Consider the following 14,040-nt stretch of genomic DNA (forward strand, 5'->3'; position numbering starts at 1 on the left):
TATCCTATGGCTCAGCAAATAACTACCATATCCATTTGGGCAGACGAACATCATATCACACCTTATAGGTTTCCAATTAAGAAAACACTTAGATATTCATAATGAGCATTTACTAGATTCACTCTTCATAAAAGCTTCCCCACAATGAATATTTATAATAATATTTGCATTTATAATACCTATTCAGTTCAGTAAAATGTCTGCTTTTCACTCGTTACTAAACCTATACTATATATCATTGTCTTTATTATTTTTAAGGAGGTGAAGGTCAGTTCATTGAACAACTGACCAAACTATGAAAGAACTCATGATGAATGAGAGTAAATTTCAAAACCTATTACAATCAGAGCATGATAGCTGTGGAATCATCTGTATTATTGAAAAGGATGGGAAACCTTCTCGTAATAATATAAAGAAAACAATTGATGCTTTGGTCATGATGGAGCATCGTTCTGGTTTTATAGAAGGAGAAGGGGATGGATGTGGGATTCTCACAGATATTCCAAGAGCACTATGGGGGAAACGATTAACTGACGCTAATTTAAACGGAAAACTAGCTTATGATCATCGTTTTATGATCGCTCATATTTTCCTTCCTAGAAAATTAGATATTTCTGTAGCAGAAATGCAAGCACAGATCCGTGAAATGTTTAAAGCTTCAGAAGTAAATATAGTTTTAGAGCAAGAAAACGAAGTAAACAATGATGTGTTGGGGAAATATGCTCTTAATGATGAACCCACTTTTTGGCAAGTAGCTGGTATTTGTGAAAAGCCAAAAGTCAATATCAACGACCATTTATTTGAACTTCATATTGATATTGAGGATAAGTTTAACGTCCATGTTGCTTCACTAAGCTCAACTACAGCTGCATATAAAGTCATGGGAGCAGCAAGTATCTTACCTAAATATTTCAATGATACACAAGAAGAGTTATTTGCTGCACAAGTTACTATAGGACATAATCGTTATTCTACAAATACATTACCTAACTTTTTCCGGGTTCAGCCTTCAAGCATTTTAGGGCATAATGGTGAAATCAATACAGTCAAAAAGATGAGACATGAAGCAGAGATGGTTAATGTTCCTTTACTTGATGGAGGTAGTGATTCACAGGATATGAATCGTACGATTGAAACTTTCATTCATCGCTTTGGATTAAGCTTGTTTGAAGCCATGGAGCTTGTATTCCCACCGATAATTAATGAAATGAAACAGTTCAGAACAGATCTGCAAGATTTATATGTATACTACCGACAGATGTGGGGTCACTTTGCACAAGGACCAGCTGGTATCGTATCCCGTTATGAAAACGAATGTGTATTCAGCGTTGATGCTTTAGGACTTCGTCCATTATGGATGGTGGAAAGTGAAACTTCTTTATACTTCTCATCAGAACAAGGAATCATTACTGTCGGTGAAATGGTGAATGAACCAAAACCAATTTCACCGGGTGAAAAAGTAGGTGTCAAACTTACAGAAAATGCTCATGTAGAAGTCGTTTCTTATAGCGAAATTCAAAACATTGTATTAGAACGTGCAAAATCACGCGTTGATTTTTCCGGATTAAATAAACACCTTACATTTGCTTCAAGTGATCTAAACATAACATTAAATGAAGATGTAGAAGCTACAGGTAATTTATATAGTGCATTTGGTTGGGATCGCGAAGGTATTCAAATGATTGAATCCATGTCTAAAACAGGTGCTGAGCCAATTCGTTCATTAGGTCATGATGGTCCTTTAGCTGCAATCCACTGGGAAAGACAAAACATTCCTGACTTTATTAAAGAAAGTGTTGCTGTTGTAACGAATCCAGCGATTGATCGTGATCGTGAAACTGAGCATTTTTCTACACGTGTTGTCATTGGACCTCGCCCTTCAATCTACGGTGCTATCGATGCAAAATTACGTATTGAACTACCTTCACCTATCGTATTGGAAGGAACTCTTGGTACAGACAGCTTAAGTCAATTAAATCAATTATCATTAGAACAACTCCTTGGAGAATTCCGTCAACAGGGAGAAAATAATGTAGCAGTTTTATCTCTTACTTATTCTCGTGGTACAAAATTAAAGGATGCTTTAGAAAAATTAGCTGAGGATGCAAAAAATGCGGTTCAAAACGGAGCTTCTCTATTATTATTAGATGATGTTAGAGCACATCAAAATGGTCAATTATGGTTAGATCCTCATTTATCTGTATCTAAAATTGATCTAGCTCTAAAATCTAAAGTATCAGATAAAGGAGAAAATCTTCGTCGTCAAACTAGCATTATTTTACGCTCTGGAGCAGTAAGAAGTTTACATGACATCGCGGTTGCTGTTGGACTCGGTGCTGACCTTATTTCACCTTATATGATTTTTTCTACGGCTGCTGATAAAGAAGATGCTCCGGCTGCAAGAAAAGTGTATCTTGCACTTAAAAAAGGTTTGGAAAAGGTTATTTCTACCATTGGTACTCATGAATTACGTGGATACACACGTTTCTTCTCATCCATTGGTTTACATCCAGAGGTTGCAGAAGTTTTAGATATAGTCAATTACTTAGGAAGTGAAAAGGCTGGAAAAAGTTTTGCTGACCTTGAAAAAGAAGCTGAAGAACGTTATGAGTCTTATCATCAAGAAAAAGCAAAACCAGCGCGTAACTTCCACTTCTTCCAACGTATGTGGAAATCTTTAAACGAAGCTGCTGATGGCTCTGCACCATATGGGGATTATGAAGAAAAACTTCGTGAGCAAGAAAAGAAAAATCCTATATCCATCCGTCACTTAGCTGATTTTGATTATGAAAAAGCAAATGAAACACATAAACCTTTAGATCCGTCAGAAGTGAATATCGGAATCGGAGATCATGATTATCCAATGTTAATCTCCTCCATGTCTTTTGGTTCACAAAATGAAACAGCCTTCCGCGCTTATGCTGAAGCTGGTAACCGCCTAAATATGATTACGATGAACGGAGAAGGCGGAGAAATTAAAGATATGTTAGGTAAATACAAAAAAACACGTGGTGCACAAATTGCATCTGGCCGCTTTGGTGTCAATGTTGAACTTGTGAATGGTGTTGCTGTATTAGAAGTCAAAATTGGTCAGGGTGCGAAACCTGGTGAAGGCGGGCATTTACCAGGGCAAAAGGTAAACGATAAAATTGCAGAAGCACGTAATGCTACATTTGGTTCAGATTTAATTTCACCTTCAAATAATCATGATATTTATTCAATCGAGGATTTAGCGCAAATTATTTCTGAATTAAAAGAAGCTAGTGGACGTAAATGTAAAATCAGCATCAAAGTACCTGTGGTTCCTAACATTGGTACAATCGCAGTAGGGATTGCTAAAGCTGGTGCAAACATTATAACTTTATCTGGTTTTGACGGCGGTACAGGAGCTGCTCGTGTCCATTCCTTGCAAAACGTTGGTTTACCTACGGAAATTGGTACAAAATTAGCTCATAATGCTTTGATTGAAGCAGGACTTCGAGATAAAGTAGAAATATGGTCTGACGGTGGTATGAAATCAGGAGCGGATGTTGTAAAAATGATCATGCTTGGTGCAAATCGTTGTGGATTTGGTAGTATTGCAATGCAATCTATCGGTTGCACAACATGCCGTGGCTGTCATTTAGATACTTGTCATGTTGGAATCTCAACACAAATCGATTCACTTGAAGAAGCTGAAGAAAGAGGATTACGTCGTTTCGTACCTCGTGTGTATGATACAGCGGTAGATTCACTTGTTAGACTTTTCGGTGGTATGGGTGAAGAAATCCGTGACATTGTTGCTAAGCTTGGATATAAAAATGCACAAGATTTAGTTGGACGTTCTGATTTATTAAAACAAATTAATTATGCTGAAAAAATGGATTTATCTGACTTATTACGTCCTGCACCAATCCAATTTGTAGTACCATCAATGGAAGCAAATATTTCTACATCTGATATCATAGGTGTTGCAGCTGGTGCTGAAGGCCAAGAATACTTCCCAGATGCAGTATCCTTTGAAACGACAGTGGAAAAAACATGGTCTGGTGTAGTAGCGGATGCAAGAATTTTGGGAACTCGTTATTCTAGTCATCGCGTTCGAGATCGTTATAACGGAACTTATAATGACTTACCAAAAGTAAAAATAAAAATAACGGACGGTTCTGTACCTGGTATTGGATTAGCAGCCTTTAATGCTAACGGTGTGGATATTACGGTTCAAGGTGGGTCTGAAGATGGTGTTGGTAAAATGTCATATGGTGGAAAAGTAGCGATCTTAAAATCCACAGGTAAACATGGAAAATTCATTAATGGTTCCGTCGGTAAATCATTTTGTTATGGAGCTCAAGGCGGATTGTTCATCGTTCAAGGTGACGCTGACTCTCGTGCTTGTATTCGATTATCTGGGGCAGATGTTATCTTTGGTGGAGAAATTCAACAACCTATTCAAGATGATTTAGGTGCGATATCTATTCGTGCTAATTTAAAAGGTTTTGCTTTTGAATATATGACAAACGGTCGCGCAGTTGTGTTAGGAGATCCTGGAGCTTGGATTTGTGCGGGTATGACTGGCGGTGTAATCTATCAGCGATTAAATCCAGAAATGGGCTTTGATAAAGAAGCAATCCAGCGTCGTATCGCAACTGGAGCCAAAGTATTCATCAATCCACTTACTGATAAAAGCCACAGTGATCTAAATGAACTGTTAAACATTTATCGTGAAGAATTAAATAACTCAGGACAATCAGAAGCTGCTGAAAAAATTAGCGCTTTGTTAGAAAATCTTGATGAGAACTTTGTGATGATTTCATCAGAAAACTTCCAAGAGATTCAAGGCATTGTAACGGAATAAAATCACTAAAGTACGGTTATTGATAAGAGGCGATCCATTTGATCGCCTCTTTGCATATTTTATATAAAGCTAAAATATGCAAATCACCAAGATGACTATTACCATATAGTTAGTTAAACAGTACTTAGTTTTTCAATCGCTTGTTTCTCATTAGTCAAAAAGAATAAATCCTTACCATTGTTACTCTCATTAATAAAATCTTTTAAACTATGACTTGAATACACAGAAAAATCACCCACTATTGCAATTTTCATTCGATAATTAATAAACTTTTGTAATATTTCTCCTGCAAGTTGTGTTCTTAAGTTAAAAAAATTCTCACATAATGCTGATTTATTCAATATTACACGATTACAACCTGTTTCATAGTTTATAGTTGCGATAAAATCCAATGCTGACTGAACATCCGTTATCAATATTTCACTACTATTTACAATGGCAATATCTGCATCTTTCTCTTTTATCGTAGTTATTTGCATAGTTTCCCTCCGACGAAATAATAATCTTTTGTTAGGAATGAAATCATAACTCCTTTGTCATATATACACTATTTGGGTCCTCAGTGTAATCTTCAAACGGCTTGCAATGTTGAAATCCAAAGCTTTCATAAAGCTTCAGAGCGGGACCAAAAGTATCTATTGGACCTGTTTCTAAACTTATTCGTGAATAGCCGCGTCGCTTAGCTTCTTCAATTAAGTATTCAAGAAGTCGTTTAGCAACACCTTTTCTTAAATGTAAGGATGAAGTTCTCATTGATTTTATCTCTACATGTTGTTCACTAAGTTCTTTAAGTGCTCCGCAACCAACTAATTCCTCTTGTTCCCATGCACTCCAGAATGTAATATCTGACTGTTTTAACTCCTCAAGGTTTAGAGCATGATTACTTTCTGGTTGGGAATTTAGTGCCATACTGTGAAGATGTTCCCCTACTAATTCAATCACCTCAGATCTAGTTAAATCATCTATTTTAATATTCAAATAAATCACTCCTTAGTCTATTATAATTATCTATTTCAATTATTTAAAAAGACTTCGCAAGTCGGAATCCAAGGTCGTCTATACCAAACGATGGATGGCTGCGACGACGACACGAAGCCCCACAACCCCTAGCCGGATCGTACCAACCCCCACCCCGAAAAACTCGGTAAGAACCATATACTTTTTCATCATATAAATCCCAACACCACTCCCAAACATTCCCTAACATATCATACAAACCCCATGCATTCGGTTCCTTTCTTCCTACTTCATGGGTTTTACCATCTGAATTTTCATAATACCAGGCAATCTTATCAATCTCTCCGTATCTATATTGAGCAGTTCCTGCTCTACATGCATACTCCCACTCAGCTTCTGTAGGGAGACGGTAGCCATCTGATTCCCAATCACAGATGATAATTCCACCATCATTACTTGTAGAATAACACTCTCTCAATCCAGCTTTCTGAGAAAGTAGATTACAAAAAGAAATTGCATTATTCCACGAAACATTCTCAACAGGTTTTTGATCTCCTTTAAAAGAAATAGGTGATTTTTCAGTAATGGCATAATACAAATCCTTGGTTACAGGATATTTAGCAAGAAGAAAGGAGTTTATTTCGACCTTCCATTTATTTTTTATTCTATCGTCTCTTAATTCTATTTCTCCACCTGGAATTTTTACCATTCCATTAACAATATGGCTAGTAATTTCATTAGACACTCTACCTACCTCCCAATTTACTACTCATATGGTGAGTTAACCAGTGCTCAGTTTTTCAATAGCCTGTTTTGTATTGCAATTTTCATTTGATAATTAATAAACTTTTGTAATATCTCCCCAGCAAGTTTTGTTTTTAAGTTGAAAAATTCCTCACATAGTGCTGATTTATTTAAAATTATGCAATTACAGCCTGCTTCATAGTTTACTGTTGCCATAAAATCCAATGCCGACTGAACATCAGTTATCAGAACATCACTGCTATTTACAATGGCTATTTCTGCATCATTCTCTTTTACTCTAGTAATTTTCATAATCGTCCTCCAAAGAATAAATAATCTATAAAACAATGAAAGCTCCAAAGTTTTTCATATTTAATCCGCGCAAAGTTTCGCAGGCATACAAATAATTATGTGTCTCATCTTTTACTTAAGAAGTATTTACCCTAATCATTTCTACAAACTAAAACTAAATCCTCCTCCACAAAGATAACCTTAATTGAAAAACACCCTTCTTCGAGAAGAGCGCACCAGCTTGCTAAACGTTAACCAGCGATTTTATCATTACTTACCTCATTTCCAATAAACTCATATTTACATATTTGTAATTATTGGGGTTATTTAGGAGGTTTTTAGATTATTTTATCGAATAATAACTTTAGATTAAATAACATTAAGTGAAGAAAGAGGTAAATTAAAAATGAAAAAAATATTGGCTATCATTTTTATTAATTCGATGTCTAATTTTGCTTCAATGGCAAAGAAAAGTGCAAAAATTGGATTATTACTTTTATTAATCACGACTGTTAGTTCTCTACTATTTATTACAGATACTTCAGCTGAAGAATTGACAACTGATGAAAAATTAGAAATATTAACGAAGTTCGCACCTAGAATATGGATGGATGAGAATGAAAGATATTTCCCTTCTTCAGTTGAATGGATGTTTCCATATGTGGAGAGGTATATTCCATCTGGTGAAAATAAATACTGGCTGAAGTCGAAAGAAGCATTATCCAGTCCATCAGACCGGCTTAGTTATTTTAATGGAGATTTAAACTCCGCAAAGATATATTCTTATTGGGTCGATAAAGAGAATGGCGTAACGGATATTACCTATTGGGTTTTCTATCCATACAATAGAGGGAAATCTATTATAGATACAATTTGGGGTAACCATGTTGGTGATTGGGAGCATATTTCTATTAGATTGAATGAGTCATACGAGCCGGAGCAAATTTATCTTCCATCTCATAACTTTGGAGAACTATATTCTTGGAATGAAATTGAGAAGGTTGAGAACACTCACCCTATAGTTTATTCTGCATGGGGTTCACATGGACATTGGAAAGATCCTGGCGTACATACGTATAAGGATTTATGGATTTTAGGGAAATTACAGGACATCACTAGTGCAGGGGTTGCTTGGGACACTTGGAAGAGTGTTGATGCATATGACTATCACCAAAAAGAAGGTTTATCAGGACAAGAATGGCCATTATGGATGAATGATGATTTTACATATACAGTACCAGGTATGGATCCTTCTGATCCAGCAAGTGGGGCTATATATAGATGGGGAAATGAAGCTGATGGTTGTGATTTTGAATTTATAGCTGGAGAGTGTCGTCTAAATAATGGTCCAAGTGGTGTTGTGAATAGGAGTATATTTACTTCACCAGATTTACAATAAAAAGCATGGGAAATCCATTTCCATCAGGATCTGTCGATTGGGAAGGGAGAATTCAAAAGGTAGCTTAGTAAAAGAATTTTAAAGTTAGATTCAGAAGAAGCACACCACTAAGAGGTTGCTTCTTCTTGTTTATTCTATAACTTATGATACAACTCACTAATGGTAATAAATCCATCCAAACAAAGGTACGACACGAAGTTGCCAACTCAGGTCGTAATATTCAAGTTCATGAAGCTGGTTTAGGCCACTTCCATGCATACCATATAATTGCCAATAGTCCGATAATTTGTATCGTTACAAAAAATATATCATCAAGATCTGCTACGCCATTATCTATAATAACCACAATCATTAGTACACTTGCAATGCTGTTTGCCCAGAAATTCACTTTATATTTCAATACTCGTGACAGGAGAACCATAGCAATCGGAATCTCCACCAGTATTCCAAATATCAACAGTAATTCTTCAGTTATTAAAACCCCATCTACAGTTCCTGTCATAATCTCTTCCAGAAATCCAGTTCTAAAGAACCCATGAATATCCCTAAAAATTATATTTAAAAATACAAATATCCATAGTGTTGAAAGCGTAGCTCTCCAATTCAGCTCGATAATCTTATTATCAGCATTCATTTTTCTACTCCTTTCATTATAAATAACTTCGCTTACGCTACGGTTATGATTACTTTCCCTCTTGCGCGCCCAGTTTCAAGATATGTGATAGCTTTGTCAGTCTCACTTAAGGAATAATATCTATCAATGACTGGTACGACTTTCTCTGCTTCAAGTAATTCTTTTAGAAAAAGCAAATCTTCTTTGTTAGTGTGGACAGTTTTCATCATACCTATTTTTTTACTGCCAGTTTTGGAAATCCTTCCTCCTTTCCATGAAATCTCAAATAAACGAGCCATGTTCGTAAATCCAGCTACGGCACAACTTCCTTTTTCTTTCAATGCCCTCTCTAAGTCTGAAACCGAGTGATTTCCCACAGCATCAAAAATTAGATCATATTGCTTACCGTTTCTAGTGAAATCTTCCTTCGTATAATCAATAACATGATCTGCTCCAATTGAGGACACCATATCTAAATTACGCGTGCTGCACACACTGGTAACTTCAGTCCCGATTGCTTTCGCAATCTGTACCGCAAATGTACCCACACCTCCTGATGCACCATTAATCAAAACCTTCTGACCTGATTGAATTTGTCCTTCGTTGCGAAGACCTTGCAAAGCAGTGAGGGCTGCTAATGGGACGGCGGCTGCTGCCTTAAAGGACAGGTTACTAGGTTTCATTGCCAATGCACTTTCAGGAACAGATACATACTCGGCAAAACCGCCCAATCCTGTCTCGAATTTCTCTCCAAATACTTCATCACCAACCTCAAATTGTGTTACATTGCTACCAACTGCTTCAACCCGTCCTGCGATATCCGCTCCAAGTCGTGTATTTTTAGGTTTTAGAAGTCCATTTGCCAAACGAGCTAAGTATGGCTTAGCTCTCATCAAACGCCAATCAAGTGGATTTGCGGAAGATGCAACAACTTTTACCAGCACTTCATTTTCTTTTGGACTGGGTTTTTCGACTTTCTTAAGTTGAAGAACATCTGACGATCCATATTTTGTGAATACAATGGCTTTCATGAGTTTCCTCCTTCATTTATGTCTTTCATTTTTGATTTCATAACTAACATCATAAGGTAGTCTTGAAATTTTTTCCTGATTATTGTAAACTATACAGTGTAGTTTACATTAAGTCAATATTTTTTATACTACACAGTGTAGTTTACTTAAAAATGTAGAAGGTGAGTACTCAGCTATGAATGATGAATTAAAAAAAACAGCAAACATTTCAAAAAAACGTGAAACTATTATGGATGGAGCTATCAAAGCATTTGTGATGGAAGGATACGAAAAGGCATCAATGGATCGAATTGCTTATCATGCAGAAGTTTCAAAACGAACGGTTTATAATCATTTTGCCAATAAGGATGATCTGTTCCAAGCCGTTTTTAAAAGATTACTATCTGAACAGGAGTTATTAAAAAATATCAGTTATGATCCTGATAAAACTATAGAAGAGCAGCTTGCCCTTTTCGCTGATGCAGAAATTTTTCTGATTAATGATCCAAGTCGACTAGCATTATGCAAGGTGCTTACCACTGTATTTATTCAAGACTCCCAGTTGGCTATGGAAACAAAATCTAAGTATGGTCCACCTCATACCAATCTTGTAAACTGGTTAAAATCAGCAGATGAAGATGGACGAATGGAAATCCCCGATCCACACTTGGCTGCTCAGATCTTTCATGCCATGATCGAAGGAGCCCTAACCTGGCCTGCTCTCTTCCAACCATGTCAAACTGAGGAACAGCTTAAACCTTTAAAAGAAAATATGATAGAAACATTTCTGAGCCGATTTGGGAAGAACACTTAAAAGCTCTAATATGTTAAATCCAATGAGAGTCCCATTCCGTTGTATCTCATATACCATTTGGAAAGTTAGAGGGGGGATCTAGGCAACCCCTCTAACTCTATTTAATTTGCCGCAGGAGGTGGTGGCGTTATTGATGTTGAGGTATTAGTAATTTGGTATCTATTGTCATCATTTGACTAGCTATTTAATATTGACTTTTTTCGTGAAACCATAATGTTGCAATCCATTTTTCTCCTTCTTTTACTAGACAACCTTCATGTTTTGAAAACAAATGTCTTTTATTTGAATCTTTTTTACAATTTTCAAAAACTAATAATGTTCCTTCTGATGGAGTCACTTTAATATCAAGATCAGGAAATAAAGTTTCTCCACCTAGACTCACATTATTCAAATAAATTAGCGCAGTAATAATTCGTTGTCCACTTTGTGAAATCGTCGTTCTCCCTAACTGGGTAAAAGTATCAAAGGAATCAAAATGAGCATTAAATTTCCCTCCAACTTTATATCTTACTACTTGTAGCTGTTCAGCATAATTTAATGGATATTTAACAATAGACGCAATACGTTCACATACCTGACGAACAGTTTCATGTGAATCATGTTGAAACCAAGTATGACCTGATTTCCTAACTTCAGATATTTTCGATGCTCCCATAACTTTTGACGGTTCAAGCTGGTTTTTAGCTAGATCAATTAATTCACTACATTCTTTTTGGGTTACAATCTTTTCGTAACTAGCTATAAAAGGATCATCATATAACAAGTTAGATGGTTTTTTCATATATATTTCTCCCCTATTACATATCGATGTGAAATTTTCTAAAACACATTAATATACTATGCTAGTTAAAATAAGTAGGTTCTAGATTAAAAACCCAAATGTGGTTTATCGCAAAAACACAAGAAAGGTTATCACCTAGCTAATGGGAAGATACGCTGTAGGCATTTCATATAGGTGACTTTGACTCCACATTGTGATCGAGAAATTAAGCTTTAGTTCTTCCATATATACATCAGATTGTTATAATTAAATTGATACATGTAATGTTTTATACAATGAATGATTGATGAATTGTGCTAATTTAATAGAATGGACTGACAAAACAATTCATATTAAAGAAAGTTACATATAGGAGAGAAGGTAGACTGAATGATGTCGATTAATGATGAAGCACAAGCTATAAAAAGTCAACCAACTTGGTTACAAAATTACATTGATTCTCCAGAAAAGCAACGACAGTTATATCGACGGACGTTGATTATAGTTGTCATTTCACAAATTTTCGGGGGTGCAGGACTTGCAGCAGGTCTAACGGTAGGAGCACTTCTTGCACAAGACATGTTAGGTACAGATAGTTATGCAGGGGTTCCAGTTGCCTTGTTTACTTTGGGATCTGCTGCGTCTGCATTGCTTGTAGGACGAATTTCCCAGCATTTTGGTCGTCGTTCAGGGCTTGCCACAGGATTCTTAACTGGTGGACTCGGTGCAATAGGAGTGGTCATTGCAGCATTAACTAATAATATAGCACTTCTTTTTGCTTCACTACTAATCTATGGTGCTGGAAATGCTACTAACTTACAAGCACGTTATGCTGGTACAGATCTAGCAAATTCCACACAGCGAGGAACAGCAATCAGTATTGCGATGGTTTCAACCACCTTAGGTGCTGTTGCAGGTCCAAACTTGGTTGATGTAATGGGAGGTTTTGCAATATCAATTGGAGTCCCAGCTCTAGCTGGTCCGTTCATTTTAGCTGCTGCTGCCTTCACCCTTGCCGGTTTGGTACTTCTAGTTTTACTTCGCCCAGACCCTCTCCTAGTTGCCAAAGCAATTGAAGAGTTAAAAACTGATGGGGATCATCATAATGACAAAAAATCTAGTAAACTAGCAATAAATAAGCGAGGAATTGTTATTGGGACTACAATTATGGTCTCAACTCAAATCGTTATGGTATCCATTATGACAATGACACCTGTACATATGGGGGATCATGGGCATGGTTTGAGAGCGGTGGGACTAGTCATTGGCTTCCACATAGGAGCAATGTACCTACCATCGCTAGTGACGGGTATCCTTGTAGATAAGATTGGAAGAACTGCAATGGCCATCGCAGCTGGCGGCATTCTACTTGCTTCTGGTGTTCTGGCTGCAATAGCACCAGTAGATTCCTTGTTGGTACTTATAATTTCACTCGTTTTACTTGGGCTTGGTTGGAATTTTGGATTGATTAGTGGAACAACCATCATCGTTGATGCAACTAATCCATCCAATCGTGCAAAGATACAAGGAACTGTTGATGTATTAATCGCTTTAGCTGGAGCATCAGGTGGTGCTCTATCTGGCATAGTTGTAGCTCATTCCAGTTATGCAGCACTTTCATTTGCCGGAGGCATCTTTTCACTACTGCTTATTCCAGTTGTTATATGGTCCCTTAGTAATCATAATCGCTATTTTCTAAAAAAATGGAGTATTCAAGGAAAGAGTCGATAAATGAAAAAAATAGATTTTAAAATATCATTATTCCTATCATTTATATGTTTTATTACTGGATTTTTTGTTTTGCCTTATCAATTGCATACATTACAACGCACCCTTCCCAATCAATACAATGAGTTTATAGAAACAATTCCTTTACCAATGAATCTTTTAATCGTTGTTATTTCGTTTCAATTGTTCTTCATATCTTTAGTATTATCTTTTATTGGTATTAAATTAGCTCGAAGAACAGGTTTTACTCTAAATATATTAACGTCATTGTTTAATAAGGAAAAAGGGAGTTTGAATAAAAAGGCAGTCTTGTTGTCTGCTATTTTTGGTATATTTATAGCTTTAATTATTTCTGGAGCAGATAGATTCTTTTATCAATATCAAATTCCCTTGATTGGAGAAAACACTCCTGAATTTTCTTTTCTAGGATTATTAGTAGGCGTTTTATATGGAGGAGTTTTTGAAGAAATACTACTAAGATTATTTTTTATGTCTTTATTGGTATGGATTTTCCAGAAGATTTTCAAACGAAATAAAGGTTATTTAAATAATAAGTATTATTGGATTGCAATTGTTATATCGGCTGCCTTGTTTGCTGCTGGTCATTTACCTGCTACTGAAATGTTGTTCGGAGAGTTAACGACAAATTTAATTTTTAGATGTTTTTTACTAAACGGAATTGGTGGGTTGTTATTTGGATATCTTTATTGGAAAAAAGGTTTTGAATATGCTGTTTTAGCACATATGGTTTCTCACATTTCATTGCAATTATTATTTATCCCGCTTTTTTATTAGTATAGTAATTTACAAAAAAAACTATTGGTTTCGAAAATTTCAAAGAAATTATAAGGGGGTTCTTTCCTATGAATGAAAGCCCATTTTAATCTTCT

The 14,040-nt window shown here is 36.1% G+C and carries 11 protein-coding genes and 1 pseudogene; 5 read left to right on the forward strand and 7 right to left on the reverse strand.

Translation table 11 applies throughout. The annotated features are described in order from the left end of the window. Positions 1 to 307 precede the first annotated feature (307 nt). Complete coding sequence (locus tag EPK97_RS09515) at positions 308 to 4,834, forward strand: glutamate synthase-related protein (protein ID WP_162036403.1); 4,527 nt, start codon at positions 308 to 310, stop codon at positions 4,832 to 4,834. 113 nt (positions 4,835 to 4,947) lie between these two features. Here EPK97_RS09515 and EPK97_RS09520 read toward each other — a convergent pair whose 3' ends face one another. From EPK97_RS09520 to EPK97_RS09535, 4 genes and pseudogenes are all read right to left on the reverse strand, one after another. Then, positions 4,948 to 5,313 (reverse strand): DUF4180 domain-containing protein, encoded by a 366-nt coding sequence (locus EPK97_RS09520; protein ID WP_162036404.1) that lies wholly within the window; start codon positions 5,311 to 5,313, stop codon positions 4,948 to 4,950. 43 nt (positions 5,314 to 5,356) lie between these two features. Then, a complete protein-coding gene (locus tag EPK97_RS09525; RefSeq protein WP_162036405.1) occupies positions 5,357 to 5,812 on the reverse strand; it encodes a GNAT family N-acetyltransferase in 456 nt (151 codons plus the stop codon). A gap of 43 nt (positions 5,813 to 5,855) precedes the next feature. After that, complete coding sequence (locus EPK97_RS09530; protein WP_170295514.1) at positions 5,856 to 6,500, reverse strand: formylglycine-generating enzyme family protein; 645 nt, start codon at positions 6,498 to 6,500, stop codon at positions 5,856 to 5,858. Between the two features lie 107 nt (positions 6,501 to 6,607). After that, positions 6,608 to 6,847 (reverse strand): annotated as a pseudogene (locus tag EPK97_RS09535) (DUF4180 domain-containing protein); the annotation flags it as partial. A 385-nt stretch (positions 6,848 to 7,232) separates the two neighbouring features. On the opposite strand from EPK97_RS09535, the gene EPK97_RS09540 reads away from it, so the two are divergent. Then, entirely contained in the window at positions 7,233 to 8,225 is a 993-nt protein-coding gene (locus tag EPK97_RS09540; RefSeq protein ID WP_162036408.1) for a Vps62-related protein, read from the forward strand. Between the two features lie 226 nt (positions 8,226 to 8,451). Here the strand turns inward: EPK97_RS09540 and EPK97_RS09545 are convergent, their stop codons facing one another. Next, entirely contained in the window at positions 8,452 to 8,859 is a 408-nt protein-coding gene (locus EPK97_RS09545; RefSeq protein ID WP_162036409.1) for a DUF6326 family protein, read from the reverse strand. Between the two features lie 32 nt (positions 8,860 to 8,891). Beyond that, the gene (locus tag EPK97_RS09550) at positions 8,892 to 9,782 is read right to left on the reverse strand and encodes an NAD(P)-dependent alcohol dehydrogenase (protein ID WP_338075684.1); all 891 of its coding nucleotides are present in this window, start codon (positions 9,780 to 9,782) and stop codon (positions 8,892 to 8,894) included. Positions 9,783 to 10,044: 262 nt separating this feature from the next. Here EPK97_RS09550 and EPK97_RS09555 point away from each other — a divergent pair, with 262 nt between their 5' ends. Next, positions 10,045 to 10,662, forward strand: coding sequence for a TetR/AcrR family transcriptional regulator (locus tag EPK97_RS09555; protein WP_162036411.1), 618 nt, complete (start codon positions 10,045 to 10,047; stop codon positions 10,660 to 10,662). Between the two features lie 184 nt (positions 10,663 to 10,846). Here EPK97_RS09555 and EPK97_RS09560 read toward each other — a convergent pair whose 3' ends face one another. Continuing rightward, the gene (locus tag EPK97_RS09560; RefSeq protein ID WP_162036412.1) at positions 10,847 to 11,443 is read right to left on the reverse strand and encodes a prolyl hydroxylase family protein; all 597 of its coding nucleotides are present in this window, start codon (positions 11,441 to 11,443) and stop codon (positions 10,847 to 10,849) included. Positions 11,444 to 11,812: 369 nt separating this feature from the next. Between EPK97_RS09560 and EPK97_RS09565 the strand changes: the two genes are divergently transcribed. Together EPK97_RS09565 and EPK97_RS09570 are read left to right on the forward strand one after the other, a co-directional pair. Next, on the forward strand, positions 11,813 to 13,153 hold the full coding sequence (locus EPK97_RS09565) for an MFS transporter (RefSeq protein ID WP_420826785.1): 1,341 nt from the start codon (positions 11,813 to 11,815) through the stop codon (positions 13,151 to 13,153). After that, positions 13,154 to 13,945, forward strand: coding sequence for a CPBP family intramembrane glutamic endopeptidase (locus EPK97_RS09570; protein ID WP_162036413.1), 792 nt, complete (start codon positions 13,154 to 13,156; stop codon positions 13,943 to 13,945). The last annotated feature ends 95 nt before the right edge of the window (positions 13,946 to 14,040 follow it).

Origin of the sequence: Chengkuizengella sediminis, assembly GCF_010078385.1 — a bacterium.
GTDB classification, from domain to species: domain Bacteria; phylum Bacillota; class Bacilli; order Paenibacillales; family KCTC-33759; genus Chengkuizengella; species Chengkuizengella sediminis.